The organism is Blastococcus sp. SYSU DS0753 (assembly GCF_054051175.1).
This window is the reverse complement of sequence record NZ_JBJHAT010000034.1, coordinates 16,645-42,958: the sequence shown is the minus strand read 5'-3', so window position 1 is coordinate 42,958 and position 26,314 is coordinate 16,645. Positions and strand designations below refer to the sequence as shown.

Here is a 26,314-nt window from a genome sequence, read left to right as displayed (position 1 = left end):
CCGGTTGCACATGACGGAGAGACGTGGGAGGCCCCCGTGGCCCTGGACTACCCGACCCTGCCCGGCGACATCGACCACCTCATCGCCGACGACCACGCGGTGGTCGAGCGGCAGTTCCAGCACCTGGAGGCCGGCCGCGGCAACCGCCGGGTGCTGGTCGACCAGATCTCCTTCGAGCTGGCGCTGCACGCCTTCGCCGAGGAGACCGTGCTCTACCCGATCTGGCCCGAGCTGGGCATGACCGACGAGCACGACGACGCCGAGCACGAGCACCAGGAGATCAAGGAGCTGCTCGTCGTCCTCGGCCGCACCGAGCCCGGCGAGGACGAGTTCGAGCAGGCGCTGGCGAAGCTGATGGGCGTCGTCCGCCACCACGTGCACGACGAGGAGGACGAGGAGCTGCCGGAGTTCCGCCGCAAGGCCGGCCCGGAGCGCATGGCGCAGCTGGGCGAGGAGTTCCTGGCCGCCAAGCGGATGGCGCCCACCCGGCCGCATCCGCACGCCCCCGACGAGGGCATCGCCGAGCGCATCGCCGGCATGCTCGCCAAGCCGCTGGACCACGTCCGGGACCTGCTCTCGGGCAAGCAGAAGGAGATGGCCACCGACGCCTCCGGCCTGCTCGACCCGCAGGCCCAGGCGATCGTCGACGCGCACTCCTCCCTCGGCCCGCTGCCGTTCGAGATCCTCGAGCCCGACCAGGCCCGCTCCCAGCCCGGCCCCGACGACGCGGTCGCGAAGGTCATGGCCGACAACGGCCTCGAGGGCCCGGAGCCGGTCGGGTCGGTGGAGGACATCGTGATCCCCGACGCCGCCGGCGGGCAGCAGCGCATGCGGGTCTACAAGCCCGTCGACTCCGGCAGCGAGCCCCTGCCCGTGATCATGTGGATCCACGGCGGCGGCTGGGTGCTGTTCGACATCGACACCTACGACGCCTCCTGCCGAGGTCTCGCCAACAAGGCCCGCGCGATGGTGGTCAGCCCGGACTACCGGCGGGCGCCCGAGGCGGTCTTCCCCGCGGCGCACGACGACGTCCTGGCTGCCTACCGGTGGGTGGTGCAGCACGCCGCCGAACTCGGCGGCGATGCGACCCGGATCGGCATCGGCGGGGAGTCGATCGGCGGCACGATGGCCGCTGCCACCGTCCTCCAGCTCGCCCGGGCAGGCGAGCCGGTGCCGACGGCGGCGGTCTGCGTCTACCCGCTGACCACCGGCGAGCAGGTCGGTGAGTCGATGGCGGACGCCGCCGACGCGCGGCCGCTGGACCGGCCGCTGCTCTCCTGGATGGCGATGCACGCGTTCGAGGGGAAGCCCGACGGGGCGAAGGACCCGCGGGTCGACCTGCTGGGGTGGGGCCGCGACGAGCTCGCGCTGATGCCGCCGACGCTGGTGATCACGGCCGAGCGGGACGTGCTGCGCAGCCAGGGACAGCAGTTCGCGCAGAACCTGGAGGCCGCCGGCGTGCCGACCACGCACCGCCACTACCAGGGCGTCATGCACGAGTTCTTCGGCGCCGCCGCCGTGCTGGACAAGGCCGAGCAGGCCCAGCAGGAGGCCGCGCGGCACTTCGTCCGCGCCTTCGGGGCGGCCCGGCCGGCGGTGGGGGCGGTACCCACCAGCGGCGGGACGGCGTGACGACGGCGGCGCTGCGGCTGGCGGTCGACGAGCCGGTCGGCGAGCTGGAGGTCGTGCACCTCTTCCACGACGCCATGCCCACCGGCGTCACCGTCTCGCACGGCGGGCGGATCTTCGTCTGCTACCCGAAGTGGGGTGACGACGTCGGGTTCACCGTGGGCGAGCTCCGGGACGGGCAGGCGGTCGCCTACCCGTCGCAGGAGCTCAACGACAACCGCTCCGACGCCGACCCCGAGCGCCTGGTCTCGGTGCAGAGCGTCGTCGTCGACCCGGCCGACCGGCTGTGGCTCCTGGACACCGGCAGCCCGATGTTCCGGCCCACCGAGCACGGGGGGCCGAAACTGGTCTGCGTCGACCTGACCAGCGACACCGTCGAGCGGGTGATCCTCTTCCCGACCGACGTGGCGCTGCCGACGACGTACCTCAACGACGTGCGGTTCGACCTGCACCGGGGCGAGGCGGGGTACGCGTTCATCACCGACTCCTCGGACCAGGGCCCGAACGGCCTCGTCGTCGTCGACTTGGCGTCCGGGGAGAGCTGGCGGCGGCTGCACGAGCACCCGACGACGAAGGCCGGCACCCCGCCGCAGCTGCGGATGGTGGTCGAGGGCGTCGAGTTCGCCGAGCGCTCGCCCGACGGCGAGGTCTCACCGGTCACGATGGGCGCCGACGGCATCGCCCTCGCCGCCGATGGCAGCCGGCTGTACTACTGCCCGCTCGCCGGCCGCAGCTGGTACAGCGTCGCGGTGGACGCCCTCGTCGACCGTGGCCGGGACGACGACGCGGTGGCCGCCACGGTGCGGGACGAGGGGGACAAGGGCTGCGTGAGCGACGGCCTGGAGACCGACGACGCGGGGCGGCTCTACGTCACCGACGGGGAGCACGACGCGATCCACCGCCGGCTGCCCGACGGGTCGTGGGAGACCGTGGTGCACGACCCGCGGCTGCTGTGGCCCGACACCCTGAGCGTGGCCGCCGACGGCCACCTCTACGTGACGGCCAACCAGCTCCACCGGCAGTCCACGTACCGCGGTGGTGAGGACCAGCGACGCAGGCCCTACGTCCTGTTCCGCACCCCGATCGACGCCGGGCCCGTACGGCTGCGCTGAACGATCCGGGTCGGCAGCGGCTGCTCCGACCTGCCGCGGCCCGGCGACCCGGGTTGCCGCGGCTCCTGCCGGGCGGGAGGCTGCCCTCAGCGGCGACCACCGACCGGAGGGTGACGATGGCGGCACGTGAACCGAAGGAGATGGCCCAGGTCGCCACCGCGATGGGCGCCAAGAAGGTGGGCCGCACCTGGGACCGGGTGCTGGTCAGCGCCTTCCTCGCCGGGGCCTACATCGCCTTCGGCGGCCTGGTGGCGATCACCGTCTCCGCGGGCCTGGACCCGGAGACGTGGGGCACGCTGCCGACCCTGTTCACCGGCGCCACCTTCACCCTCGGCCTCGTGCTGGTGCTGATCGCCGGCTCCGACCTGGCCACCGGGAACATGCTGCTGGTGCCGATGGGCGCCATGCACGGCAAGCTCGCCGTGACCGACGTGGTCCGCAACCTCACGCTCGTCCTGTTCGGCAACCTGCTGGGCGCGTTGTTCGTCGCCTTCTTCCTCGCCGTCGAGACCGGCGTGATCGGGGACGCCGACGCCGTCGGGACCGCCGGGCTGACCTACGAACGCCTCGCCTCCATCGCCGAGGGGAAGGCGCTGGGGGAGTCGCCGTGGCAGACCTTCCTGCGCGCGGTGGGCTGCAACTGGCTGGTCTGCCTCGCGGTGTGGATGTCGCTGGCGGCGACGTCGGTGTCGGGCAAGATCCTGGCGATCTTCTTCCCGATCATGGCCTTCGTGGCGATGGGGTTCGACCACGTCGTGGCGAACATGTTCTTCCTGCCCGCGGCGATCTTCGCCGGCGTCCCCGACGTCGGCTGGGACGACACGGCGCTGAACTGGCTGCTGGCCGGGGCGGGCAACCTGGTCGGTGCGGTCATCTTCGTGGCGACGTCCTACTGGTACCTCTTCCTGCGCGACACCTCGGAGACGGCGCCGGAGGGCGAGCCCGCCGAACGCGGCTGACCGGCCGGCCGGGGGTTCGCGGGTCCCACCAGCGGGTCCGTCACGGGATCGTCACGGGCGGCACGTGTGCCCGGCGTCGGGGCGCGGGTAGGGCTCCCGCCGGCGAGAGCCCCCGGGGCGCGACCGCGGCCCGGGCCGACGACCCAGCGAAGGAGGCCGACGTGACCGTCGCCGCCCAGATGCTCGACACGTACCCCAAGGACCTCGGCGGGGTGGACAAGCAGAAGCTCCTGGAGTGCATCGAGGCCTGCTTCGAGTGCGCCCAGGCCTGCACCGCGTGCGCCGACGCCTGCCTGAGCGAGGACTCCGTCGCCGAGCTCACGAAGTGCATCCGCAGCAACACCGACTGCGCCGACATCTGCGACACCACCGGCCGGGTGCTCTCCCGGCACACCGGCTACGACGCCAACCTGACCCGGGCCGTGCTCGAGGCCTGCGCTGCCGCGTGCAAGGCCTGCGGTGACGAGTGCGCGAGCCACGCCGAGATGCACGAGCACTGCCGGGTCTGCGCCGAGGCGTGCCGCCGCTGCGAGACGGCGTGCCGGGAGCTCATCGCCAGCCTGGGCTGACCACCATGCGGGCGACGCGCACCTCTCCCGGGGGTTCCCGGTGACCGTCGACGTCCTGCTGGCGGCGGCGGGCGCACTCGCGCTCGTCGCCGCCGCCTGGTCGGACCGCATCCGCCGGCTGCCGATCAGCGAACCGCTCCTGGCGCTCGCGATCGGCGTCGTCCTCGGCCCCGCCGTGCTCGGCCTCCTGCCGCTGCCGGACCTGCTCGAGGACCACGGCTGGCTGCACACCGCCACCCGGATGCTGCTCGCCGTCTCGGTCATGTCGGTGGCGCTCCGCTACCCGGCCCGTGAGGCACGGGCCCGCTGGCGGCCGGTCCTGCTGCTGCTGGCCGTGGTGATGCCGGTGATGGCCCTGGTCAGCACCGGGCTGGCCGCGGCCACCTTGGGCCTCGGGCTCGGGGTCGCCGCGCTGCTGGGTGCCGCGCTGGCGCCGACCGACCCGGTGCTGGCCTCCAACGTGGTGACCGGCAAGCCCGCGGAGGAGGACCTGCCCGGGCGCGACCGGCAGGTGCTCTCCCTGGAGTCCGGTGCAAACGACGGCCTGGCCCTGCCGCTGGTCCTGGTGGCGGTCGCGCTCGCCGGCCCCCTCTCGTTGGGAGAGGCGCTGCTCGAGTCGCTCTGGCAGGTCGCCGGCGCCGTCCTGCTCGGCGCCCTGCTCGGCTGGCTGGGCGGCCGGGCGCTGCGCGCGGGGGCCGACCACGGGGCCACCGACCCCGGCCCCGAACTGGTGTTCACGGTGGTGCTGGCCCTCGCCGTCCTGGGCATCGGGGGCCTGATCCACATCGACGGGATCCTGGCCGTCTTCATCTGTGGTCTCGCCTTCAACGCGGTGAGCACGGGACGGGAGCGGGTGGCGGACGTCCGGATCGACGAGGCGGTGAACCGGTTCGTCGTCCTCCCGCTCTTCGTGGCGTTCGGTGCGCTGCTGCCGTGGGCGCAGTGGCGGGAACTGGGCTGGTCCGGGGTGCTCTTCGCGGTGCTGATCCTGCTGCTGCGCCGGCCACCGGTGATCTACCTGCTGCGCCGTGGGCTGGGCCTGGCGCCGCCGGACGCCGCCTACCTGGGCTGGTTCGGTCCCATCGGGATCTCCGCCCTGTTCTACCTGACGCTGGAGTCGGAGCGGCTCGCGATCGACCCGGTCGTGCTGGCGGCCGGTTCGCTGGTGGTCGCGGCCAGCACGCTCGCCCACGGGCTGACCGCCACGCTCGGCCGGCGGCTGTACCGCGGCGCCACCGGCGGGCAGCGGGACGCCGGTGCGCAGAGCGCTGAGTCGTCGCAGGGGTCTGCGGGGTAGGGGGACCCCATGTGGTTCGACGAATGGTCCGGTGTCCTCCGAGTGCTGCTGGTGGGATCAGCGGCGTACGTCACCGTGGTGGTGGTCCTGCGGTTCAGCGGGAAACGGACGCTGACCAAGCTCAACGCCTTCGACCTGGTGGTCACCGTGGCGCTGGGCTCCACGCTGGCCACCATCCTGCTCAGCAGCGACGTCGCCTGGACCGAGGGTGCGGTCGCGCTCGGGCTGCTCGCCCTGCTGCAGCTCGTGGTCGCCTGGCTGACGGTGCGCTGGCCGGCCCTCCGAGGCGTGGTCACCTCCCGGCCGACGCTGGTGCTGCGCAACGGGCAGCCGCTGCCGGACCAGATGCGGGAGTCACGGGTCGGCATCGACGAGATCCGGCAGGCCGTCCGCTCCTCGGGGTCCGGTGACCTGTCCGACGTGGCCGCGGTCGTGCTGGAGAGCGACGGCTCGATGAGCGTCATCCCGGCGAAGAAGTACGGCAGCGGCTCCGCCCTCGGGGGGATCGCGGGGGCCGACGAGATATCCCGCGCTGCCCAGGCCTGACGGGACACCGCGGCGTCGTGCGCCGCAGCGCCGGGCGGGCGGCCACGGCGTGGGAGACGCCGCTCGACCCGGCGGTCACCCGGTCGGCCCACCCGGCGGCCCCGGTCGGGGGCTGAGCCGCCGGGCCGGCGACCAGCGCCCCTCCAGCGCGTCCTCGACGGCCGACCGCCAGGCGTTCGTCTCCCGGCTGTCGATCGCGGTGCTCTGCAGCGCCGAGTCCACGCACCGGTCGAGCAGTGCGCGCAGGGCGTCGTCGAGGTCCTCCCCGCGCACCCGCCACGCGACCTCCTGCAGCAGGCCGGCGATCCGGCGCAGGACGGCCGGCTGCCCCGACGCGTACTGCAGGGGCTCCTCCAGGCCGACGGTGAGCAGCTCCTGGGCGGTCCACCGCGGCACGAGCAGCCGCACCGTGCCGTCGTCGTCGCGCCACGACCGCACGGTGCTGCGGCACGGGAGGAGGTCGGCGAGCAGCGCGGAGACGTGGGACAGGGCGTGGACGGCGGTCGTCGGGTCGTTGATGCCCGGGGAGAGGGCCCGGCCCGCGATGTCGACGATCTTGCGGAGGCTGTAGGCGGCGTCCTGGTCGGGGGTGCGCTCGTAGGACAGCCGCACGCCGCGGTTGACCGCGTCGCCCAGGGGGTCCAGGTCGCCGGCCGGATCTCCGGCCGGTGACCACACCTCGGCCAGCGGTGTGCCGGCGACGACGGCGTCGCCCATGCGGGGGGAGAGGCCGATGACGGCGTCGGCGTTCCGGGCCGCCCGCACGAGCTGATCGACGTCCAGGTCGACGACGAAGCCGCTCCCGGTTGCCTCGATCACCGAGCCCGGCCCGTCGGGGATGCCGGTGTCGTGCTCGAGCCGGTCGTCGTCCACGCCCCGGATCGCCCGGGTCGCCTCGTCGTGCACGTCGCGCAGCATGGTCTCGACCCGCAGCGTGCGCGCCAGGTGCCCGAGGAAGACGACCAGGGCCACGACGCTGCCCAAGGCGAACAGGAACGCCAGCGTGATCGACACCCGGGGGACGAACGAGTTCTCACCGGTCGCGGCCTCCGCCGTCCGGACGGTGCGCAGCACGGTGAGCGCGTAGACGAAGGTGCCGGTGAGCTGAGCGAGGGTGAACTGGACGACGCGGTCGGTGGCGAAGGTCTGCAGCAGCCGCGGCGAGTACTGGCTGCTGCCCAGCTGCAGCGCCACGACGGTGAGCGAGAAGATCACACCGGTCACCGAGATGAGCGAGCCGGCGATCGCGGCCAGGAGGTCCCGGGCGGCCGCCGGGCCACCGCCGAACACGAAGCCCAGGGGTGACGCCGGGCCGCCCGTGCCGAGGAAACCGTCGAGGAACGGCATCGCGATACCGAGCCCGACGGCGAGCACGACCGCCAGCAGCGGGATCGGCCACAGGGCGCGGCGCATCCACCGCCACTGGCGCTGGACGGGGTGGAGGTCGCTCACGGGGTCAGTCCTCGCCGGGGGTCGCAGGGGTGGAGGGACCGGGGCTGCCGGACGGGGCGACCGAGCGGTACTGATCGCGGCCGACCGGCCCGTCGGACAGCCCGCCGTCGGTGGGGACCTCCACCGGCCTGCCGTCCAGCAGGAAACGCACCTGGCCGGTGCCCGGCAGCTCGGTCAGCGTCCAGACCACCTGGGCGACGGCGAGCAGCTGGTTGCCGCCGGTGATCCTGGCGAACTCCTCGGTCACGCTCACCGACGTCATGCCACCGGGCAGGCCCTCGTCCACCGCGATGGACTGCGGCGCCAGTGCGGTGCGCAGCCCGCCGATGACCTCCGCCCGGGTGGGGCCGGCCGCCAGCAGGGCCAGGATGCTCCCCGGGGTCGCGGCCTGCGCCGCGCGCGGGACCGGGGCCAGCTCGGCGCCGTGCACGAAGTAGACGACGACCTCCGGCCCGGCGTCGTCGGTCGGCAGCGCCGGGCTGCCGGCCGTCGCGGCGGGCACGGCGACGCGTTCGGGCCGCGGCTGGGACCCGACGCCGCAACCGGTGAGCAGCGCCACGAGCACGCTGAGCAGGACGGCGAGCGCTCTCACGAGGCGGCTCCCACGGGCAGCTCCACGACGAACCGGGCCCCACCGCCGGGACGACCCTCCACGTGCACCGCGCCGCCCATCATCCGTGTGTGCCGGGCGACCAGGGCGAGGCCGAGGCCCGCTCCCTCCGTGCGGGTGCGGACGCTGCCCGCCCCCCGGGCGAACCGCTCGAAGATGCGGTCGCGCTCGGCCTCGGGAACGCCGGGACCGGCGTCGTCGACGGCCACCCGGAGGACGTCGCCGGCGCGGGTCACCGCGACCCCGGTGACGCCCCCGGCGTGCTTGTCGGCGTTGTCCAGGAGATTCCCCAGCACGCGTTCCAGCCGGCGCTTGTCCGCGTGCACCAGCGCCTCCTCGGCGTCGGGGTCGACGGTCAGCAGCGCCGTGACCGTGCCGTCCAGCCGGTGGCGTCCGACCACCTCCCGGACCAGTGCGGACAGCTGCACGGGCTCGACGGCGATGTCGGTGCTCCCGGCGTCGGCGCGCGAGATCTCCAGCAGGTCGGCGACCAGGCGCTCGAACCGCTCCACCTCCGAGCGCAGGAGGCCCAGGGCCTCGGCCTGCTCCTCGTCCGCGGGGTCGGCGGTGGCCTCGACGAGGTGCAGCGCCCCCAGCATCGTGGTCAGCGGGCTCCGGAGCTCGTGGCTGACGTCGGCGGCGAACCGGGCGTCACTGCGCACCCGCTGCTCGAGCGCCTCGGCGGTCTGGTTGAACGAGGTGGCGATGGGCGCCAGCGACGGGTCGCCCTGCGGATCGATGCGGGTGTCGAGCGCCCCGGCGGCGACGGCCGCCGCGGCGGCGGAGATGCGGTCGAGCGGGCGCAGCGCCGGCCCGGTGACCCACCAGCCGACCACCAGGGCGAGCGGCACCGAGCCGAGCACCGACACGGCCAGCACGGTGGCCAGCACCCGGTAGGTCTTGTCCAGCTCGACCAGCGGGAAGACCTCGATGTAGGCGGATCCGAGCTCGGCGAGCGGCACCGCGACGGCCATCACCGTCTCGCCGTGCACCTCGATCCGCTGCCGGACCGGCGTACCCGCCTCGGCCGCTGCGCGCAGCTCCTCCGGCAGGTCGTCGCGGCCCACCAGCAACGACGTGGTGGTCCAGGCACCGGCGTCGACCAGCAGGGACGTCGACCCCGTCTCCCGCGGGAGCTGGGCGAGCACCTGGGCGACGCTCAGGCCCTCGGTGGCCAGGGAGCGCTGGACCTGGGCCGCGTTGTCGGCGGTCTGCACGAGCGTGACCCGCTCGCGCTGCAGGAGCAGGAACTGCGAGACCGCCACCCAGACCGCGACCGCCACGACCGAGGAGAGCACGAGGGTCACCGCGGTGAAGGCCGCCGTCGCCCGGGCCCGGAGGGTGCGCGGGCCCCACGGGGTGCGCCCGGGGGGCTCAGGAGGGGCGAGGGCGGTCACCCGGGAACCCGGTAGCCCATGCCCCGGACGGTCGTCACCAGCGTCGGGTTCCCCGGGTCGGGCTCGATCTTCTTCCGGAGCCGGCGGATGTGGACGTCGACCAGCCGGGAGTCGCCGAAGTAGTCGTACCCCCAGACGCGCTCGAGCAGCTCCTCGCGGCTGAGCACCCGACCGGGCTCGGCGGCGAGCTCGCAGAGGAGCCGGAACTCCGTGCGGGTGAGGTTCAGCAGCTGCCCGTTCCGTGCCACCGTGCCCTCCGCCGGCGAGATCTCCACGTCGCCGACGGTCAGCCGTGCCCGCGGTTCCGGGGCGCGGGTACGACGGGCCAGGGCCCGGATGCGCGCGGAGAGCTCCTTGACGACGAACGGCTTGGAGACGTAGTCGTCGGCACCGGCCTCCAGGCCGGCGACCACGTCGTGGCTGTCCGACCGGGCCGTGACCATGATGACGGGCGTGTTGGAGGAGCGCCGGATCTCGCGGCACACCTCGAAGCCGTCCTTCCCGGGCAGCATCAGGTCCAGCAGGATGACGTCGAACGACCGCTCGCCCAGCCGTGCGAGCCCGTCCTCGCCGCTCTCGGCCTCGGTGACCTCGAGGCCCTCGCGCTGCAGCGTCATCTGCAGCATCCGCCGGATCCGGGGGTCGTCCTCGATGATCAGCACCGACCGGGACATGCCGGTCAGTCTGCCCAGCGCGGTGGGCAACTAGTCGCCCCGCCCCGTCCGGGTGACGGAGCCGGCCGTGCTGCTCGCGGGGAGCACGGCTGCCGCGCCGCGAAGGTGACAACTCCGTGACGTCCGGGTCGGCCGGCCCGCCGCTGGTTACCCGGACCGGGACAACCGGTCGTCCGTGCTGCCGGTGAGGAAGGAAGCGTGCTCCCGATTCCCCTGGCCCCGTCCGCCCGGCCACCGCGGACGGAGCGCCCTCTGCCCGTTCCCGGCCCGGCCGGCTGGAGCCGGCCGGTCCTCGGCGTGACGGCCGGTCGCCGGTGAACGTCGGCGCGTCCGTCGTCGCGGTCGGCACGGGTCTGCTGGTCAGCGCCCTGGTGACGTGGGACGTGGTCTCCACGACCCTCACCATCGGTGAGGGCGCCGGCCCGCTGACCCGGCAGGTGCTCACCGGCGGGTGGCGGCGGCTGCTGCGCCGGCACCGGCGCAGCGACGGGCGCCGGGCGAGGCAGCTCACGGCAGCCGGGCCGCTGCTCATGGTCACCACCGTGGTCCTCTGGGTCACCCTGTTCTGGGCCGGCTGGTCGCTGGTGTTCCTCGGCGCCGAGGCGGTGGGGGACGCCGATCCCCGCCGGCCGGCGTCGGTGCTGGACACCATCTACTTCGCCGGCACCGCGATCTCGACGCTCGGGGTCGGTGACTTCGTCGCGACCACGCCGACCTGGCGCGTGGCCGCCGCCGTCGCTGCGTTCAGCGGGCTGGCGCTGATGACCCTGGCCATCACCTACCTGTTCTCGGTGATGTCGGCGGTGGTCTCCCGCCGCGCCCTGGCCACCCAGCTGCATGCCCAGGGCGGGACCGCCGAGGAGATGGTGCTCGGGTGCTGGGACGGCGACCGGTTCAGCCCCGTGCTGACCCAGCAGCTCCTCCAGCTGCCCGCGCAGCTGGCGTCGCTCGCGGAGCAGCACCTGGCCTACCCGGTGCTGCACTTCTTCCGCAGCCGCCGCCCCGAGGCCGCCGCTCCGCTCGCGATCGCCCGGCTCGACGACGCGCTGCTCCTGCTCGAGTCCGCGGTCGCCGCGCCGGTGCGCCCACCCGTGGCGGCGGTCGCCCCGGTGCGCCGGGTGATCGACCGGTACCTGTCCACGGCGGGCAGCGACCACCCCGTGGTCCCGGACGACGGGGGACCGCCGCCACCACCGTGCACCGACCGGCTGGCCGCGGCGGGCGTGCCCCTCGTCGACGCGCACGCGTGGCAGGGGGCCGTCGATCGGGCCGCCGGGCGTCGCGCCCGCCTGCGCCGGTTGGTCGAGGACGCCGGGTGGGAGTGGGACGTCCCGGGGCTGGCCTGACCCTCCGACCATGCAGTGTCCGCCTCGGGGCACCCCGACGGCGCGGCCCGGGCTCCGATTTCTGGACCGCCCGATCCGGAGCCCGTCGCCACGACCTCCGCACCCCCCGGCCGCGGGAGGTCCGTGTGACGTCCCTGCAACACCGGCACGGCGCTGCGCCCGCAGCGTTTTGCGATGCGGTGACGAACGGCCCGCACGGGGGAGGGCGCGTGCCGCGCGGGGCAGCAACCGGAGGCTCCGCCGCGGAACCCCGCGGCGGCACCGGAGCCGGAGAGGACACCCGCCATGACGACCAGCTGGCCCAGTTCCGTGGCGCCCGCCGCCGATCCCGCCTCGCGGCACGGGGGATCCCGGTGATGCGCCGGGGCCTGGGGTCCCGCCGTCGCGTGACCACCGTCCTGCTGGCCGCCGCCCTCGCCGGGGGCGTCCTCGGCGGCTGCGGTGAGGACGACGTGGACGACACGACGGCGGCCGACGTCGACGTCCGGGCCTCCGACGACCTCGAGGACCCGTACGACGGCGAGTACACCGCCGCCTTCCGCGAGGACCTCGAGGCCTACGACGGCCTGGAGGTCACGCTCCTCGGCGAGGTGGAGCGGATCGTCTCGCCGGTGGCCTTCACCCTGACCGGCGACGACGTCGAGCCGATCCTGGTCATCGCGGACGAGGAGTTGCCCGACCTCCGGCCCGGCGAGCGCGTGGCGCTGGCCGCCGAGCCGGCGGCGGAGTTCGAGCTGGTGGCGTTGGAGGAAGAGCTGGGGACCGATCTGCCCGATGACGCCTACGCCGGGTGGGAGGGGGAGCCGTACCTCGACGCGAGCCGGGTGGAGGTACGCGGCTGATCCCGTGGCGCACGGCAGGCGGCCCGGTGAGGTCGCGCGACCGCCACCTCACCGGGCCGTGCACCGGCGGCGCCCCCGCGACGGCGGGAGCGCCGGTGTGATCAGCGGCGGGCGCCCAGCGCGGCGATCTCGTGGGCGGACTCGAGCGTCGGGGCCGTGGCGAGCGCCCGGGCCAGCGCCCGCTCGTCGCGCAGGTGCGCGCGGACGGCGTGCCGGCGGGCGAGGACGGTGCGGAGGCTGGTCATGGCGGGTCCTTCCGGAGCAGCGGTGGTGGTGCGAGCGCTGCAGGGGGCCGGGCGGGCCGGCCGGAGACCGTCCGCCTCCTGGGTTCGCACCACGAACTCTGCTCCTCGACGCGAAGTTCGGCAAGTGAACCCAGCATGGTTATGCTCACACTGTGAGCGACGCCTCGTTCGACCGGTCCCGCTGCTCCGTCGCCGGCACGCTCGCCGTGGTGGGGGAGAAGTGGAGCCTGCTCGTCCTGCGGGAGGCGTTCCTGGGTGTCCGCCGGTTCGCCGACCTCCAGCAGGCCCTGGGGGCGCCCAAGGCGGTCCTGACCGACCGGCTGGCCACCCTGGTGCGCGAGGGGGTGCTCAGCCGGGAGCCGTACCGGGCCGAGGGTGAGCGCCAGCGGCACGAGTACCGGCTCACCGACAAGGGGCGCGACCTGTACCCGACCCTGGTGGCCCTCATGGAGTGGGGCGACCGCTACCTCGCCGACGGGCCGGCCCCGCTGGCGCTGGAGCACCGCGAGTGCGGCGCGCCGGTGCGGGTCGCGGTGGTCTGCGGGGACGGTCACGAGATCGGGGGGCCGCGCGAGGTCCGGCCCCGGCCGGCCGGGGCGGCCGCCGCCCCGGGGTGAGGCGCGGTCCGGGGTGGGGCGCGGTCCGGGGTGGGGCGCCGGCATCCGCACCGATGAGTTCCCGGCGGCGGCCCCGTCCTAGCTGACGAGCCCGCCGCGGACGACGGCGGGCCGCCCCGAACCGGAGGAGCTCACCGTGCGCATGATCTTCGTGAACCTGCCCGTGGCCGACCGCGACCGCGCCGACGCCTTCTACGGAGCGCTCGGTTTCCGGCGCAACGACCAGTTCTCCGACGACCGCTGCGTCTCCTACGCGATCGAGGAGAACATCCACGTCATGCTGCTGACCCGCGAGCGGTTCGCCGACTTCGTCACCGGCGAGGTCGGCGACCCGGCGCAGGCGACCTCCGTGCTGACCTGCCTGTCCGCCGACAGCCGCGAGGAGGTCGACCGGCTGGTCGCCGACGCGATCGCGGCCGGTGGCAAGCCCTGGCTGCCCGCCCAGGACCACGGCGCGATGTACGGCGCCAGCTTCGCCGACCCCGACGGCAACGTCTGGGAGGTCATGTGGATGGACCCGGCGGTCGTCCAGGGCTGACCGGCGGGCGCTCCCCGGGTTGCCCGGTCCGCTCCCTCCCGCCACGCTGGGTCGACCGGTCGCGACGGCCGGTGATCGAGGAGCGGGCGCTGTGCCACCCGGCCGCCCCGTGACGTCCCGACGGGGGAGGCGCAGTGACCGATCCGGGAAACCAGGGCAGCGTGCGGCCCGGGGCGGCCCTGCCGCCGCCGCGGACCACCGGCCGGCAGGTCGTCGTGTTCGCCGACGCGCCGGAGGACGACGTTCCCGTCGACTGGGCGCGGGCCGGGGTGCGCGACGTCGCCGACTCCCGGGACTTCGCCGACGGCGACGTGCCGCCGGAGACCCTCCGCGAGGCGGGCGCCACCGTCTTCGCGGCGCTCGGCATCGCCGTCGTCGCCGGCCCCGCCCGGCTGGACGACCTGCAGGCCGCGTCGGCCCGGCGGTTCCTCTCCGTGTCGCCGGAGCTGGTCCACCACGCGCTCCCCGCCGACGCCGGCAGCTACGCGCGGGGCTACCGGGACGGGGTGGCCGACCTGGCGGGCCGGCTGCTCGCGGCGGACGAGCGCCCCGCCGGGCCGGCCGCGCGCTTCGAGGACACCGCGCAGGCCACCTGGGGGGTGCAGGCCGTGCGGGCCGACGTCTCCCCGTACTCCGGCCGCGGCATCCGGGTGGCCGTGCTGGACACCGGCTTCGACCTCGCGCACCCCGACTTCGCCGGCCGGGCGGTGATCGCCCGGTCGTTCGTCGCCGGGGAGGACGCCCAGGACCGGCACGGCCACGGCACGCACTGCATCGGCACCGCCTGCGGGCCGGCGACGCCGCCCGCCGGGCCGCGCTACGGCATCGCCCACGCGGCCGAGGTCTTCGCCGGCAAGGTCCTCGGGGACGACGGCAGCGGCACCGACGCGGGCATCCTGGCCGGGATCAACTGGGCGGTGACCAGCCGCTGCCCGGTCGTCTCCATGTCGCTGGGGGCCGATGTCGCGGCTGCCCACCCGCCGTACTCGGCGGCGGGGCGTCGCGCGCTCCAGCGGGGCTCGCTGGTCATCGCGGCAGCGGGCAACAATGCCGACCGGCGGGCGGGTGACCCGGGTTTCGTCGGCGCCCCGGCCAACAGCGTCGAGGTCCTGGCCGTCGGAGCGGTGGACCGGTCGCTGGAGACGGCGTACTTCTCCGCGCGCAGCCTGCCCGGCCGCGGCGGGCAGGTCGACGTCGCCGGTCCCGGTGTGGACGTGTACTCGGCCTGGCCCATGCCCGAGCGCTACCGGACGATCAGCGGCACCAGCATGGCCGCCCCGCACGTCGCCGGCGTCGCCGCTCTGTGGGCGGAGGCCACCGGCCGGCGCGGCCTGGAGCTGTGGGCCACCCTGCTGCAGGAGAGCGAACGGCTGCTCCAGCCCTCGGCCGATGCCGGTAGCGGTCTCGCCGTCGCCCCCCGCTGAGTCGCCGCCGCGTACTCTGCGCGCCATGACCCAGGTCAGCGTGACCGTGGACGACGGGCACCTGTCCGCGCTCGACGGCGTGGTGCGTGGGCTGCGGGCGCGCGGCATGCGGGTGGACCAGGTGCTCGACGGGCTCGGGATCATCACCGGCTCCGTGCCGCCCGGCAGCGTCCGGGAGCTCACCGGCGTCGCCGGTGTCGTGTCGGTCGACGAGCGGCTCGTGCACCGGCTGCCGCCACCGGAGGCGCCGGTCCAGTGACGGTCCCGGTGTGCCCACCCGCGGCGCACCGGTCAGCTGACGAACGGCGTCCGGTCCGGGGTCGACCGCCGGCGGTTGGGGTCGCGCACCGCGGCCAGCGAGCGGCGGGTGCGCCGGGTCTCCGCGACGTCGGCGCTGACGGCCGGTGGCGGAGGAGGCGTCTCCAGCAACTGGTCGAGCCCCACCAGGATCACCAGCCGGTGGACGCACGGGCTGGGCAGCACCTCCAGCTGGGCGCCGCGACCGCGCGCCAGGCAGTGTGCGGACAGCAGCACGCGCAGGCCCTCGGCGTCGCAGAAGGTCACTCCGCCCGCGTCGAGCGTCCAGCGGGTGCCGTCCGCGACGGACAGCGTCGCCAGGGCATCGAGGACGTGGTGCGCGTGCTCCCGGTCCAGCTCCCCGTGGACCGTCACCCGGGCCGCGGACGGGTCGACCGACAGGAGGAACGGGCCACCCTCGGGGGCGGGGAGTGCGATGTCGTGCGGACCCATGGGGAACTCCCACCCGGGCCCCCGGTGCCTGGAACGGGGAGCTCCGGGGCGCCGCGGCGCCCGTGACGGCGCTGCTCGGGCCGGAGCTTCGACCCGCCCGGGACGCTACCAGCCCCGGGCTCGGCCGACCCGCGGCGGCGGCGCCCCGGACGGCCGCCGCCGCGGCCGTGGTGGGATGGGTGCGATGAGCGAGAACACGAGCGGTCTGCGCGATGTCCGCCCCGAGGACGCCTTCGACGTCGATGCCGTGCACGCCTGGCTGAGGCCCCGCGTGCCGGTGGTCGAGGGGCGCTCCGCGCCCGCCGTCCGGCAGTTCTCCGGCGGGGCCAGCAACCTCACCTACCTCCTCGACTACGGCGACCTGGAGCTCGTCCTGCGCCGGCCGCCGCACGGGCACAAGGCCGCCTCGGCGCACGACATGGGCCGCGAGGTGCGGGTGCAGCAGCGGCTGCGCCCGCACCTGGACGTCGTCGCCGAGATCCACGCCTTCTGCCAGGACCCGGCGGTGATCGGCAGCGACTTCTACGTGATGGAGCGGCTGCGCGGCGTCGTGCTGGGGCGGAAGCTCCCCGAGGGCGTGGAGATCTCGCCGGAGCAGGCGCGGGTGCTGGGGGAGACCGCCTACGACACCCTGGCCGACCTGCACTCCATCGACGTGGACCAGGCCGGCCTGGCCGACCTGGGAAGGGGCCCCGGCTACGTCCGCCGGCAGGTCGAGGGCTGGTCGCGGCGGTTCCGGGACGCGCTCACCGACGACGTACCGCCGGCCGAGGAGCTGATGGCCTGGCTCGCGGCGCACCAGCCGCAGGACGTGCGGGCCAGTCTGCTGCACGGGGACTGGAAGCTGGACAACCTGGTGCTCGACCTCTCCGGCACGCCGCGCATCACCGGCGTCCTCGACTGGGAGATGGCCACCGTCGGCGACCCCCTCATGGACCTCGGTGCCTCCCTGGCCTACTGGGTGACGGCCGACGACGACGAGGAGTTCGGGCTGGTCGCCACGCAGCCGAGCACCCTGCCCGGGATGCCGACCCGTGAGCGGCTCGTCGAGCGGTACCTGGCCCGGACCGGGCTGCAGCCGGCGAACTGGACCTTCTACGAGGTGTTCGGGCTGTTCCGGCTCGCGGTGATCATCCAGCAGATCTGGGCGCGGTACCGCTCCGGGCACACGACCAACCCGCGCTTCGCGCACTTCGGCATCGCCGCCGCCGTCCTGCTCCAGCGCGCGGAACGGCTGGCCGGATGCCGCTGATCTGCCTCGTCCGCCACGGGCAGGCCTCCTTCGGCGCCGAGGACTACGACGTGCTCAGCGAGCTCGGTCGCGAGCAGGCCGGCTGCGTGGGGGAGGAGCTGCGCCGGCGCGACCTGCGCGACCCGGTGGTCGTCTCCGGCACCCTGCGCCGGCAGCGGGACACCGCGGCGCTGCTGGCAGCGGCGGCCGGCTGGGCAGCCCCCGAGCAGTTCGACCCCCGCCTCGACGAGTACGACCACCTCGACCTGTTGAAGCGCTACCCGGGGGACGTGGGAGCGGTCGGCGACTCGGGGTCGCGGCAGGTGCAGCGGCTGCTCGACAGCGCGCTGCGGTCCTGGATCGCCGCCGGTGACGCCGACGGCTGGCCGGCCTTCTCCAGCGGGGCCCTCGCGGCCGTCGGCGGGCTGGCCGCCGGCCTGCCCCGGGGGCGTGACGCGGTCGTCGTCAGCTCCGCCGGGGTGATCGCCGCTGTGGTGGCCGGCCTGCTGGGCGCCCGGGACGGGGGTGTGGTGGCGCTGAACCGGGCCGCCGTGAACGTCGGGATCACCTCGGTGGTGGCGGGTGGTTCCGGCCTGTCGCTGCTGGCGTTCAACGACCACGCGCACGTCACCGGCGACCGGCGGCACCTGCTCACCTACCGCTGACCGGGCGGGCCGCGCGAGCGACCAGGATGGGGCCGTGCCCGCCCTCCCGCCCGCCGCAGGGCAGCCGTACCCCAAACCGGTGCCCGACGTCGTCGCGCCCGGACTCGACGTGCTCTTCTGCGGGATCAACCCCTCGCTGATGTCGGCGGAGACCGGCCACCACTTCGCCCGGCCGGGCAACCGGTTCTGGCCGGCGATCCACCTCGCCGGGTTCACCCCCCGGCTGCTGCGCCCCGAGGAGGACCGCGAGCTGCTCCGGTACGGGCTGGGGGTGACCAACGTCGTCGACCGCCCGAGCCGCACCGCCGCGGAGTTGTCGGTCGAGGAGCTGCGAGCCGGCGCGGAGGCGCTGGAGCGGCTGGTGGCCCGCATCCGGCCGCGGGTGCTCGCGGTCCTGGGCATCACGGCGTGGCGGCAGGGCTTCGGCCGGCCCCAGGCGGTCGCCGGCCGTCAGCCCGAGCGCGTGGGCGGCGTCGTGACCTGGGTGGTGCCGAACCCCAGCGGGCTCAACGCCCACGTCCAACTGCCCGAGCTGGCCCGCGTGTACCGGCAGCTGCGTCCGGACGGGGAGGGTGCGGCCGGCTGACCTGCCGGGTCAGCCCACGACCACGTTCCACGGCCGGATCGACCATGCCGAGACGAGGCCGTGCGCGACGTAGGGGTCCTGCGCCACGAACCGCTCCACCGCCTCGCGCGGCGCCGTCCACACCAGCAGCGCACGGTCGTACGGGTCGGGCAGCGCGCCGGCCAGCAGCAGCTCGCCGCGCTCGTGCGCCGCCTGCGCCAACGCCAGGTGGTCGGCCCGCAGGGCGGTGCGACGTTCCAGGTAGTCCTCGGCGAGCACGTACTCGAGCACCAGATGCACGCCACCACTCTCACACCCGGCGGGCGGCGGTGGTGCCTCGGGTCGGTCAGGATCGAGAATGCCGGTATGGCCCGTCTCCTCGTCGTCCACCACACCCCCTCGCCGGCGCTGCAGGCAGTGCTGGAAGCGGTCCGGGAGGGCGCCGCCCTCGTCGACGACGTCGAGCTGACCCTTCGGCCGGCGCTCTCGGCCGGGGCGGCCGACCTGCTCGCCGCGGACGGGGTGCTGCTGGGCACCCCGGCGAACATCGGTTACATGTCGGGGGCGCTCAAGCACTTCTTCGACACCGTCTACTACCCCTGCCTGGAGGCGACGGCCGGCCTGCCGTTCGGGGTCTACGTGCACGGCAACGACGACACCGCCGGCGCGTTGCGCAGCATCGAGCGGATCACCGGGGCCCTGCGCTGGAAGCAGGTGGCCGCGCCGCTGAGCCTCACCGGCGGGCCCGGCCCGGCGGAGCTGGAGGCCTGCCGGGAGCTCGCGGCGACCGTCGCGGTCGGTCTCTGAGGCGGGGCGGACCGGTGCCCGATCGGCGGACCGTGCTCGCGGCCGGCGTCACGGCGGCCCTCGGCGGTCTGCTGGGGGCCTGCGGGGCCGAGCGGCGGTCCGGGACGGAGGGCCGGGGCGGGCAGGAGGCGGCGCCGGGGAACGGCGCCTCGCTCGGCGCCCGGCCGGCACAACCGCCGGCGGCGCCCGACGAGCCTCCCGGGGCCGGCACCCGCGAGCTGGCCGGCACCGATGGGGCGCTGCTGCACGTGCCCCCCGGCCTGCCCGCGGGGGAGCCGGTGCCGCTGGTCCTCAGCCTGCACGGCGCCGGCGGCGACGCGGCGGCGGGGCTGGACCTGTTGCGCCCGCTCGCCGAGGAGCACGGGCTGGTGCTGCTCGCACCGTCCTCGGAGTCCTCGACGTGGGACGCCGTCGGCGGCGGCTTCGGCCCGGACGTCGAACGCATCGACCGCGCGCTGGAGGAGGTGTTCGCGACCCTGCCGGTCGATCCCGGGCGGATCGCCGTGGCCGGCTTCTCCGACGGTGCCTCCTACGCCCTCGGGCTCGGCCTGGCCAACGGCGGCCTGTTCTCGCACGTGGTCGCCTTCTCGCCGGGCTTCGTGCCGTCCGCGCCGCGCTCGGGGCGCCCGGCGGTGTTCGTGTCCCACGGCGTGGCGGACGAGGTGCTGCCGATCGACCGGACCAGCCGCCGGATCGTCCCCGCGCTGGAGGACGACGGCTACGACGTCACCTACCGGGAGTTCGACGGGCCGCACACCGTGCCGCCCGACGTGGCCCGCGAGGCCGTCGAGTGGCTGGCGGCCGGCTGACCGGTGCCGGTGACCGTCGGGGACGACGCCCGGCACGGTGGCGGGTGAACTGTCCCCGAGCCGGCCGGTGCGGGTTGGTTCCCCGGCCGGACGCCGTCGCCACCGCTGCAGGTGGGGCGGCGACGTCCGGCCGGGGAGGCTGCACGGCGGGGTCGGAACACCTGCGATGCAGCAGCTTCAGGGAGCCGAGGGCTGCGGGCTCACCAGCGCAGGGGGTGGGTCGACCGGGAGTGCGCGGTGCGGCAGGCCCGGCAGTTCCCCCAGGACACGATGCACAGCGGAGTCGTCGGCCCGCCGCACTCGGGGCACTCGACCGCACCCTCGGAGCTGGCGCGTGCCTCGCGGAGCGCGCGGGAGCTCTCCTCGTGGATCGTCTCGTCCCCCCGGCAGGAGCAACCGAGATGGACGTCCTCGCAGCGTGTGGCGATGGGGTTTCCCTCGATGTCGTGGTCGACGGGCGCCTGCGGCGCCCCTCGTCGGAGCCGGTGCGCGGATCGCCCGGCACCGATGCGAAGGGGGCCACGGCGCAGCGCCGCGGCCCCCTCCTCACGCGTCGATCAGAGAGCGCGGACGTTCTCCGCCTGCGGGCCCTTCTGGCCCTGCGTCACGTCGAACTCGACCTGCTGGCCCTCGTCGAGGGACTTGTAGCCGCTCCCGGTGATGGCGGAGTAGTGGCAGAAGACGTCGGCGCCGCCGCCGTCCTGGGCGATGAACCCGAAGCCCTTCTCCGCGTTGAACCACTTCACAGTGCCCTGAGCCATGTCGTTCTTCTTCCGTGCTGGGAGGTGACCGCACAGGTACGTACCGGGTGCGGGGCCGCCGCACCGACCGGCAGGACCGAGAGGAACGTCAGGCAGAGACGACCGCGGACGTTCGAGAACGAAAGCAGAGGCGCAACAGCGACCGAGGAGAACACTACTCCTCCTGCGGCTCTCCCGGGAACAGCCGGGTCGGCGGTGCCCCTCCGGTGGGCGACCCGGCCGGCGGACGTCGCGGACCGATGCGCGAGCATCGTCGGCATGACTCCTCCGGGCACCCGCGGACCTGACTGGGTGCACGACGCGATCTGGTGGCACGTCTACCCGCTCGGCTTCGTCGGGGCGGAGCGGGAGACCACACCCGGCCAGCCGCTGCGCCACCGGCTGCGCGGGCTGGTCCCCTGGCTGGACCACGCACTGCAGCTGGGCGTCTCCGGCCTGGTCCTGGGACCGGTGTTCGCGGCGGAGACCCACGGCTACGACACCACCGACCACCTGCGCATCGACCCCCGGCTCGGCGACGACGCCGACTTCGACGCCCTGGTCGCGGAGTGCCGGTCCCGCGGCCTGCGGGTGCTGCTGGACGGCGTCTTCAACCACGTGGGCCGGGGCCACCCGGCGTTCCAGCGGGTGCTGGCGGAGGGTCCGGCCGCGGCCACAGCGGGGTGGTTCCGGTTGCGCTGGCCCGGCGGCCCGGAGGCGTGGACGCCGGGCACGGAGCCCGACCACGACGACTTCGAGGGCCACCGCCACCTGGTCGCGCTCGACCACGGGTCGCCGGCCGTTGCCGACCACGTCACCGAGGTGATGTCGCACTGGCTGGACCGCGGCGCCGACGGCTGGCGGCTGGACGCGGCGTACGCCGTCCCGACGTCGTTCTGGGCGGAGGTGGCCGGGCGGGTGCGCTCCCGGCATCCCGGGGCCTACCTCATGGGTGAGGTCATCCACGGCGACTACCGCCGGTTCGTCGACGAGTCGACCCTCGACTCGGTGACCCAGTACGAGCTGTGGAAGGCGATCTGGAGCGCGCTGAACGACCGCAACTTCTTCGAGCTGGATGCGGCGCTGGACCGGCACGGCGGCTTCCTCGAGGGTTTCGTGCCCTACACCTTCGTCGGCAACCACGACGTCACGCGCATCGCCAGCCGGCTGCGCGACGACCGCCACCTCGCGCACGCCCTGGTCGTGCTGCTCACCACCGGGGGGACGCCCTCGGTCTACGCCGGCGACGAGCACGCCTTCCGCGGTGTCAAGGAGGACCGGGCCGGCGGCGACGACGCCGTCCGGCCGCCGTTCCCGGGCTCGCCGGCCGAGCTCTCACCGGTCGGCCTGCCCGTCTACCACCTGCACCAGGAGCTCATCGGCGTGCGCCGCCGGCACCGCTGGCTGCACGCTGCCCGTACGCGGACGCTGCACCTGACCAACGAGACGGTCGTCTACGAGGCGGTGGCGGGCAGCGAGCGGCTCGTCGTGGCCCTCTCGGTCGCCGACGGCCCGGCCGAGCTGCCGGCGCCGCGGGCGGGCGCGGTGCTGTCGGGGGCGGCCGACGTCTCCGCACCCGGCTCCGACGGAGCCCGGGTGCGGGTGCCGGCGCACGGGTGGGCGGTGCTGGCCGGCTGACGCCGGCTCAGCGGCTGGTCGCCAGGTCCTTCACCGCCTTCACCACGTACAGCGAAGCGAGGGCCAGGAAGACCGCGCCGACCGCTGCCCGCACCTGGTCCTCGGTGACCGACGTCCGCTGGGCCACCGGCCCGGCCACGGTGTCGGCCACGCGCGCCCGCCAGCCCTTGAGGCCGGCCTTGCCGAAGGTGATCGCATCCATGGCCGGGATCCCTACCCCGCGCACGCCCGGATAGCCACCACCGGCACCACCGGACGAGGCCGAGGCCACGTGCAGGGACACGGGCAGGTGGGCAGTGACCGTTCATGGAGCTACCCATCGGAGCGGCGCGCACGGTGCAGGTCGGTGATCACCGGCTGGGGGTCTGGGAAGCCGGGAGCTCGGGGCCGGCGGTGCTGCTGGTCCACGGCATCCCCACCAACTCCCGGCTGTGGTGGGACGTCGTCCCGGAGGTGTCCGCCTCGGCCCGGGTGCTGGCCGTCGACATGCTCGGCTACGGCGACTCCGACCCCTCCGGCGACCACCCGGTCGACCTCGCGGCCCAGGCGGCGCGGCTGCTGCGGCTGCTGGACACCCTCGGCGTGGACCGGGCGGTGGTCGTCGGCCACGACCTGGGCGGTGGCGTGGCGCAGATCCTGGCGACCACCGCCACCGACCGGGTCGCCGGGCTCGGTGTGGTCAACGGCGTCTGCTACGACGGGTGGCCGGTTCCCCTGGTGCGGGCGATGAAGGGCACCTGGCCCGCCCTCCAGCTCCTCCCGCCGCCGCTGCTCGCGAGCGCGCTGCGCCCGGCGCTGCGCTCGCTCTTCGTCCACCAGCAGCGGGCCACGCCGTTCATCGACCGCTTCGTCGCGCCGTGGGCCCGCCCGGGCGGCCCGGCGCAGCTCGCACGCCACCTGCGGTCGCTGGACTCGGTGTACACCCAGACGGTGGCCCCGTTCCTGCCCCGGCTGGAGATGCCCGCCGAGGTGGTGTGGGGCCGCCAGGACCACCAGATGAAGTCGCGGTACGGGCAGCGGCTCGCCGACGACATCCCCGGCGCGCGCCTCACCTGGGTGGACGACGCCAGCCACTTCGTGCCCGCGGACCGGCCGGACGTCGTGGCCGAGGCGGTGCTCCGCCTGGTCCAGCAGGCCTGAACGTGCTCGCCGACGTGTCCGGCCGCCCGGGGTCGGGTAGGCCTTCCGTCATGACATCACCGCTGGTCAGGCCACGTTCGCAGAAGATGATCGCCGGGGTCTGCGCGGCCCTGGCCAACCGGTTCGGCGTCTCCACCGGACTGGTCCGGATCGCCTTCGTGCTCTTCGGGCTCTTCGGGGTCGGCGAGATCGTCTACATCGGGCTCTGGATCATGATCCCGAAGCAGCGCTGACGCGCCGCGACGGCTGTGATTGGCTGACGGCCGTTCCGCACGCCTGCGAAGGGACCGCCATGCCGATCCTCCCGAGCCTCGCCGAGGCGCTGGTCAGCGCGCGGGTCGAGGTCGTCGACCTCACCGCGCCCCTGTCGGCGGAGACGCCGGTCATCCAGCTGCCCGAGCAGTTCGCCCAGACGGCGAGGTTCGAGCTGGAGGAGCTGAGCCGGTACGACGACCGGGGCCCGGCCTGGTACTGGAACAACTTCCGCACCGGTGAGCACACCGGCACGCATTTCGACGCGCCCAACCACTGGGTCACCGGGCGGGACGGCGACGACGTCGCCTCGGTGCCCGCCCGCCGGCTGATCGCCCCGGCGGTGGTCCTCGACTTCTCCGCGCAGGCGGCCGAGGACCCCGACTTCCTGCTCGAGGTCGAGCACGTGCGCGCGTGGGAGGCCGAGCACGGGCCGCTGCCCGAGGGCGGCTGGCTGCTCTACCGCACCGGCTGGGACGCCCGGTCGGCCTCCCAGCAGGAGTTCCTCAACGCCGACGACACCGGCCCGCACACCCCCGGCCTGTCCGTGGAGTGCGCGCGCTGGCTGGCCGAGGAGTCGCGGGTGCTGGGGCTGGGTGTGGAGACCGTGGGCACCGACGCCGGCGCCGCGCACTCCTTCGACCCGCCGTTCCCCTGCCACGCGGCGCTGATGGGCAGCGGGAAGTACGGGCTCACCCAGCTGCAGAACCTCGCGCTGCTGCCGCCCACCGGCGCCCTGCTCGTGGTGGCCCCCCTGCCGATCGTCTCCGGCTCCGGCTCGCCGTCGCGGGTGCTGGCGCTGGTCGAGCGGGGATGACCCGGGTTCCCGGGCGCACGGTCGCGGCGGCCGTCGGGGAGACGCTCGTCGCGCGCGGGGTCGACACGGTCTTCGGCGTCGTCGGCTCGGGCAACTTCGTGGCGACCAACGCGATGGTCGCCGCCGGGGCCCGGTACGTGGCCGCCCGGCACGAGGGCGGCGCGGCGACGATGGCCGACGCGTACGCCCGCACCACCGGCCGGCCGGCGGTGCTCAGCCTGCATCAGGGCTGCGGGCTCACCAACGCGCTCACCGGCATCACCGAGGCCGCGAAGAGCCGGACCCCGCTGGTGGTGCTCACCGCCGAGGCCACCTCGCCGCGGTCGAACTTCTTCGTCGACCAGTTCGCCCTGGCCACGGCCGTCGGAGCGGCGCCGATGCGGGTGACCGCGGCGGCGGACGCGGTGGCGTGCGCCGCGGCCGCGGTGGACGCCGCCCGGCTGGAGCGGCGCACGGTCGTGCTCAACCTCCCGCTGGACGTCCAGTCCCTCGCGGCGGAGGAGGGCGAGGCGCCGCCGGCACCGCACCGGCCGCCCGCGGTGCCCGCCGACGCCGAGGTGGTCCGCCTGGCGGAGGCGCTGCGGGCGGCGCGGCGGCCGGTGTTCGTGGCCGGCCGGGGCGCGCGGGGTGCCCGCGCGGCGCTGGAGGCCCTCGCCGAGCGCTGCGGCGCGCTGCTCGCCACCTCTGCGGTGGCCCGGGGCCTGTTCCGGGGCAACGCGTGGGACCTGGACGTCTCCGGCGGGTTCGCGACCCCGCTGGCCGCCGAGCTGATCTCCAGCGCCGACCTGGTCATCGGCTGGGGGTGCCAGCTCAACATGTGGACGATGCGGCACGGCCGGCTCATCGCCGACGACGCGACCGTCGTCCAGGTCGACCTCGACGCCGACGCGATCGGGGTCCAGCGGGCGGTCGCCCTCGGCGTGGTCGGCGACGTGCGCGCCGTCGCCGAGGCCGCCGCGGCCCGGCTGGGGGAGCCGGTCGCCGTCGGCTACCGGACGCCGGAGGTGCGCGCCGCGGTGGCCGCCCGCGGCCGCTGGCGGGACGAGCCGTACGGCGACGGCGGGAACGGCGGGCGGATCGACCCGCGCACGCTCACCGTCGCGCTGGACGACCTGCTGCCCGCCGAGCGCGTGGTCGCCGTCGACTCCGGGAACTTCATGGGTTACCCGAGCATGTTCCTCGACGTCCCCGACGAGCAGGGCTTCTGCTTCACGCAGGCGTTCCAGTCCGTCGGCCTGGGCCTGGCGACGGCGATCGGCGCGGCGCTGGCCCGGCCCGACCGGCTGCCGGTGGCGGCGCTCGGCGACGGCGGCGCGCTCATGGGGGCCGCCGAGCTGGAGACCGTCGTCCGGCTGGGCCTGCCGATGGTGGTGGTGGTCTACGACGACGCCGGCTACGGCGCCGAGGTGCACCACTTCGGCCCGCACGGGCACCCGCTGGACACCGTCCGCTTCCCGGAGACCGACTTCGCCGCGATCGCCCGCGGGCACGGCTACGCGGCGCTCACCGTGCGGCGGACCGCCGACCTCGAGGGGGTCGCCACCTGGCTGGCCGGCCCCCGGACGGCGCCGCTGCTCGTCGACGCCAAGGTGACCCGCGAGCAGCCGTCGTGGTGGCTGGAGGAGGCGTTCCGCGGCCACTGA

The 26,314-nt window shown here is 75.0% G+C and carries 31 protein-coding genes; 22 read left to right on the top strand and 9 right to left on the bottom strand.

The window, feature by feature from the left end; translation table 11 throughout:
* Nucleotides 1-36 precede the first annotated feature (36 nt).
* The 6 genes from ACI799_RS19400 to ACI799_RS19375 all read left to right on the top strand — a co-directional run bounded on the left by ACI799_RS19400 (nucleotide 37) and on the right by ACI799_RS19375 (nucleotide 6,112).
* A complete protein-coding gene (locus tag ACI799_RS19400; RefSeq protein ID WP_456613726.1) occupies nucleotides 37-1,632 on the top strand; it encodes an alpha/beta hydrolase fold domain-containing protein in 1,596 nt (531 codons plus the stop codon).
* The gene (locus ACI799_RS19395) at nucleotides 1,629-2,741 is read left to right on the top strand and encodes an L-dopachrome tautomerase-related protein (RefSeq protein WP_456613725.1); all 1,113 of its coding nucleotides are present in this window, start codon (nucleotides 1,629-1,631) and stop codon (nucleotides 2,739-2,741) included. Before ACI799_RS19400 ends, ACI799_RS19395 begins: the two co-directional genes overlap by 4 nt.
* A 116-nt stretch (nucleotides 2,742-2,857) precedes the next feature.
* The gene (locus tag ACI799_RS19390) at nucleotides 2,858-3,700 is read left to right on the top strand and encodes a formate/nitrite transporter family protein (RefSeq protein ID WP_456589756.1); all 843 of its coding nucleotides are present in this window, start codon (nucleotides 2,858-2,860) and stop codon (nucleotides 3,698-3,700) included.
* A gap of 161 nt (nucleotides 3,701-3,861) precedes the next feature.
* Nucleotides 3,862-4,269, top strand: coding sequence for a four-helix bundle copper-binding protein (locus tag ACI799_RS19385; protein WP_456589755.1), 408 nt, complete (start codon nucleotides 3,862-3,864; stop codon nucleotides 4,267-4,269).
* A 40-nt stretch (nucleotides 4,270-4,309) separates the two neighbouring features.
* Nucleotides 4,310-5,566 (top strand): cation:proton antiporter domain-containing protein, encoded by a 1,257-nt coding sequence (locus ACI799_RS19380; RefSeq protein WP_456613724.1) that lies wholly within the window; start codon nucleotides 4,310-4,312, stop codon nucleotides 5,564-5,566.
* Between the two features lie 9 nt (nucleotides 5,567-5,575).
* Nucleotides 5,576-6,112: a DUF421 domain-containing protein gene (locus tag ACI799_RS19375; RefSeq protein WP_456589753.1), complete on the top strand. Its 537-nt coding sequence runs from the start codon at nucleotides 5,576-5,578 to the stop codon at nucleotides 6,110-6,112.
* A 75-nt stretch (nucleotides 6,113-6,187) separates the two neighbouring features.
* Here ACI799_RS19375 and ACI799_RS19370 read toward each other — a convergent pair whose 3' ends face one another.
* The 4 genes from ACI799_RS19370 to ACI799_RS19355 are packed head-to-tail and all read right to left on the bottom strand — an operon-like array spanning nucleotide 6,188 to nucleotide 10,245.
* A complete protein-coding gene (locus ACI799_RS19370) occupies nucleotides 6,188-7,564 on the bottom strand; it encodes a DUF2254 domain-containing protein (protein ID WP_456613723.1) in 1,377 nt (458 codons plus the stop codon).
* A 4-nt stretch (nucleotides 7,565-7,568) separates the two neighbouring features.
* Complete coding sequence (locus ACI799_RS19365; RefSeq protein ID WP_456613722.1) at nucleotides 7,569-8,156, bottom strand: GerMN domain-containing protein; 588 nt, start codon at nucleotides 8,154-8,156, stop codon at nucleotides 7,569-7,571.
* Entirely contained in the window at nucleotides 8,153-9,571 is a 1,419-nt protein-coding gene (locus ACI799_RS19360; protein WP_456589750.1) for an ATP-binding protein, read from the bottom strand. Before ACI799_RS19360 ends, ACI799_RS19365 begins: the two co-directional genes overlap by 4 nt.
* Nucleotides 9,568-10,245 carry a response regulator gene (locus ACI799_RS19355; protein ID WP_456589749.1) on the bottom strand — a complete coding sequence of 226 codons (678 nt, stop codon included), beginning with the start codon at nucleotides 10,243-10,245 and terminating at the stop codon, nucleotides 9,568-9,570. Before ACI799_RS19355 ends, ACI799_RS19360 begins: the two co-directional genes overlap by 4 nt.
* Before the next feature lie 314 nt (nucleotides 10,246-10,559).
* On the opposite strand from ACI799_RS19355, the gene ACI799_RS19350 reads away from it, so the two are divergent.
* Entirely contained in the window at nucleotides 10,560-11,591 is a 1,032-nt protein-coding gene (locus ACI799_RS19350) for a potassium channel family protein (RefSeq protein WP_456613721.1), read from the top strand.
* A 386-nt stretch (nucleotides 11,592-11,977) separates the two neighbouring features.
* Nucleotides 11,978-12,433, top strand: coding sequence for a hypothetical protein (locus tag ACI799_RS19345; RefSeq protein WP_456589746.1), 456 nt, complete (start codon nucleotides 11,978-11,980; stop codon nucleotides 12,431-12,433).
* A 101-nt stretch (nucleotides 12,434-12,534) separates the two neighbouring features.
* On the opposite strand, the gene ACI799_RS19340 is transcribed toward ACI799_RS19345, so the two are convergent.
* Nucleotides 12,535-12,678: a hypothetical protein gene (locus ACI799_RS19340; protein ID WP_456600363.1), complete on the bottom strand. Its 144-nt coding sequence runs from the start codon at nucleotides 12,676-12,678 to the stop codon at nucleotides 12,535-12,537.
* A 152-nt stretch (nucleotides 12,679-12,830) separates the two neighbouring features.
* On the opposite strand from ACI799_RS19340, the gene ACI799_RS19335 reads away from it, so the two are divergent.
* The 4 genes from ACI799_RS19335 to ACI799_RS19320 all read left to right on the top strand — a co-directional run bounded on the left by ACI799_RS19335 (nucleotide 12,831) and on the right by ACI799_RS19320 (nucleotide 15,516).
* Nucleotides 12,831-13,295 (top strand): winged helix-turn-helix transcriptional regulator, encoded by a 465-nt coding sequence (locus tag ACI799_RS19335; RefSeq protein ID WP_456589744.1) that lies wholly within the window; start codon nucleotides 12,831-12,833, stop codon nucleotides 13,293-13,295.
* Nucleotides 13,296-13,437: 142 nt separating this feature from the next.
* Nucleotides 13,438-13,833, top strand: coding sequence for a VOC family protein (locus ACI799_RS19330; protein WP_456613731.1), 396 nt, complete (start codon nucleotides 13,438-13,440; stop codon nucleotides 13,831-13,833).
* Between the two features lie 134 nt (nucleotides 13,834-13,967).
* A complete protein-coding gene (locus tag ACI799_RS19325; RefSeq protein ID WP_456613720.1) occupies nucleotides 13,968-15,257 on the top strand; it encodes a S8 family serine peptidase in 1,290 nt (429 codons plus the stop codon).
* 25 nt (nucleotides 15,258-15,282) lie between these two features.
* Entirely contained in the window at nucleotides 15,283-15,516 is a 234-nt protein-coding gene (locus tag ACI799_RS19320; RefSeq protein ID WP_456589742.1) for a hypothetical protein, read from the top strand.
* 32 nt (nucleotides 15,517-15,548) lie between these two features.
* Here the strand turns inward: ACI799_RS19320 and ACI799_RS19315 are convergent, their stop codons facing one another.
* Entirely contained in the window at nucleotides 15,549-16,007 is a 459-nt protein-coding gene (locus tag ACI799_RS19315; protein WP_456589741.1) for an STAS domain-containing protein, read from the bottom strand.
* A gap of 184 nt (nucleotides 16,008-16,191) precedes the next feature.
* On the opposite strand from ACI799_RS19315, the gene ACI799_RS19310 reads away from it, so the two are divergent.
* From ACI799_RS19310 to mug, 3 genes are read left to right on the top strand one after another with little or no spacing between them, the layout of a single operon-like run.
* Entirely contained in the window at nucleotides 16,192-17,259 is a 1,068-nt protein-coding gene (locus ACI799_RS19310) for a phosphotransferase family protein (RefSeq protein WP_456589740.1), read from the top strand.
* Nucleotides 17,250-17,903: a histidine phosphatase family protein gene (locus tag ACI799_RS19305; RefSeq protein WP_456613719.1), complete on the top strand. Its 654-nt coding sequence runs from the start codon at nucleotides 17,250-17,252 to the stop codon at nucleotides 17,901-17,903. The genes ACI799_RS19310 and ACI799_RS19305 overlap by 10 nt, the downstream gene beginning before the upstream one ends.
* Before the next feature lie 34 nt (nucleotides 17,904-17,937).
* Entirely contained in the window at nucleotides 17,938-18,489 is a 552-nt protein-coding gene (mug, locus tag ACI799_RS19300; RefSeq protein ID WP_456589738.1) for a G/U mismatch-specific DNA glycosylase, read from the top strand.
* A 9-nt stretch (nucleotides 18,490-18,498) separates the two neighbouring features.
* On the opposite strand, the gene ACI799_RS19295 is transcribed toward mug, so the two are convergent.
* Complete coding sequence (locus ACI799_RS19295; protein WP_456589737.1) at nucleotides 18,499-18,768, bottom strand: YciI-like protein; 270 nt, start codon at nucleotides 18,766-18,768, stop codon at nucleotides 18,499-18,501.
* A 66-nt stretch (nucleotides 18,769-18,834) separates the two neighbouring features.
* Here ACI799_RS19295 and ACI799_RS19290 point away from each other — a divergent pair, with 66 nt between their 5' ends.
* Both ACI799_RS19290 and ACI799_RS19285 read left to right on the top strand, forming a co-directional pair.
* On the top strand, nucleotides 18,835-19,275 hold the full coding sequence (locus tag ACI799_RS19290; RefSeq protein WP_456613718.1) for an NAD(P)H-dependent oxidoreductase: 441 nt from the start codon (nucleotides 18,835-18,837) through the stop codon (nucleotides 19,273-19,275).
* 14 nt (nucleotides 19,276-19,289) lie between these two features.
* On the top strand, nucleotides 19,290-20,084 hold the full coding sequence (locus ACI799_RS19285) for an alpha/beta hydrolase (protein WP_456613717.1): 795 nt from the start codon (nucleotides 19,290-19,292) through the stop codon (nucleotides 20,082-20,084).
* A 557-nt stretch (nucleotides 20,085-20,641) separates the two neighbouring features.
* Here ACI799_RS19285 and ACI799_RS19280 read toward each other — a convergent pair.
* Complete coding sequence (locus ACI799_RS19280) at nucleotides 20,642-20,845, bottom strand: cold-shock protein (RefSeq protein ID WP_236826100.1); 204 nt, start codon at nucleotides 20,843-20,845, stop codon at nucleotides 20,642-20,644.
* Nucleotides 20,846-21,103: 258 nt separating this feature from the next.
* Here ACI799_RS19280 and ACI799_RS19275 point away from each other — a divergent pair, with 258 nt between their 5' ends.
* The gene (locus ACI799_RS19275; protein WP_456613716.1) at nucleotides 21,104-22,462 is read left to right on the top strand and encodes an alpha-amylase family protein; all 1,359 of its coding nucleotides are present in this window, start codon (nucleotides 21,104-21,106) and stop codon (nucleotides 22,460-22,462) included.
* A gap of 7 nt (nucleotides 22,463-22,469) precedes the next feature.
* Here ACI799_RS19275 and ACI799_RS19270 read toward each other — a convergent pair whose 3' ends face one another.
* The gene (locus ACI799_RS19270; RefSeq protein ID WP_456600355.1) at nucleotides 22,470-22,664 is read right to left on the bottom strand and encodes a hypothetical protein; all 195 of its coding nucleotides are present in this window, start codon (nucleotides 22,662-22,664) and stop codon (nucleotides 22,470-22,472) included.
* A 104-nt stretch (nucleotides 22,665-22,768) separates the two neighbouring features.
* Between ACI799_RS19270 and ACI799_RS19265 the strand changes: the two genes are divergently transcribed.
* From ACI799_RS19265 to ACI799_RS19250, 4 genes are read left to right on the top strand one after another with little or no spacing between them, the layout of a single operon-like run.
* Entirely contained in the window at nucleotides 22,769-23,602 is an 834-nt protein-coding gene (locus ACI799_RS19265) for an alpha/beta fold hydrolase (protein ID WP_456600354.1), read from the top strand.
* Nucleotides 23,603-23,652: 50 nt separating this feature from the next.
* On the top strand, nucleotides 23,653-23,835 hold the full coding sequence (locus ACI799_RS19260; protein ID WP_456589731.1) for a PspC domain-containing protein: 183 nt from the start codon (nucleotides 23,653-23,655) through the stop codon (nucleotides 23,833-23,835).
* Between the two features lie 59 nt (nucleotides 23,836-23,894).
* Entirely contained in the window at nucleotides 23,895-24,671 is a 777-nt protein-coding gene (locus tag ACI799_RS19255; RefSeq protein ID WP_456613715.1) for a cyclase family protein, read from the top strand.
* Nucleotides 24,668-26,314 (top strand): thiamine pyrophosphate-binding protein, encoded by a 1,647-nt coding sequence (locus ACI799_RS19250; RefSeq protein WP_456613714.1) that lies wholly within the window; start codon nucleotides 24,668-24,670, stop codon nucleotides 26,312-26,314. Before ACI799_RS19255 ends, ACI799_RS19250 begins: the two co-directional genes overlap by 4 nt.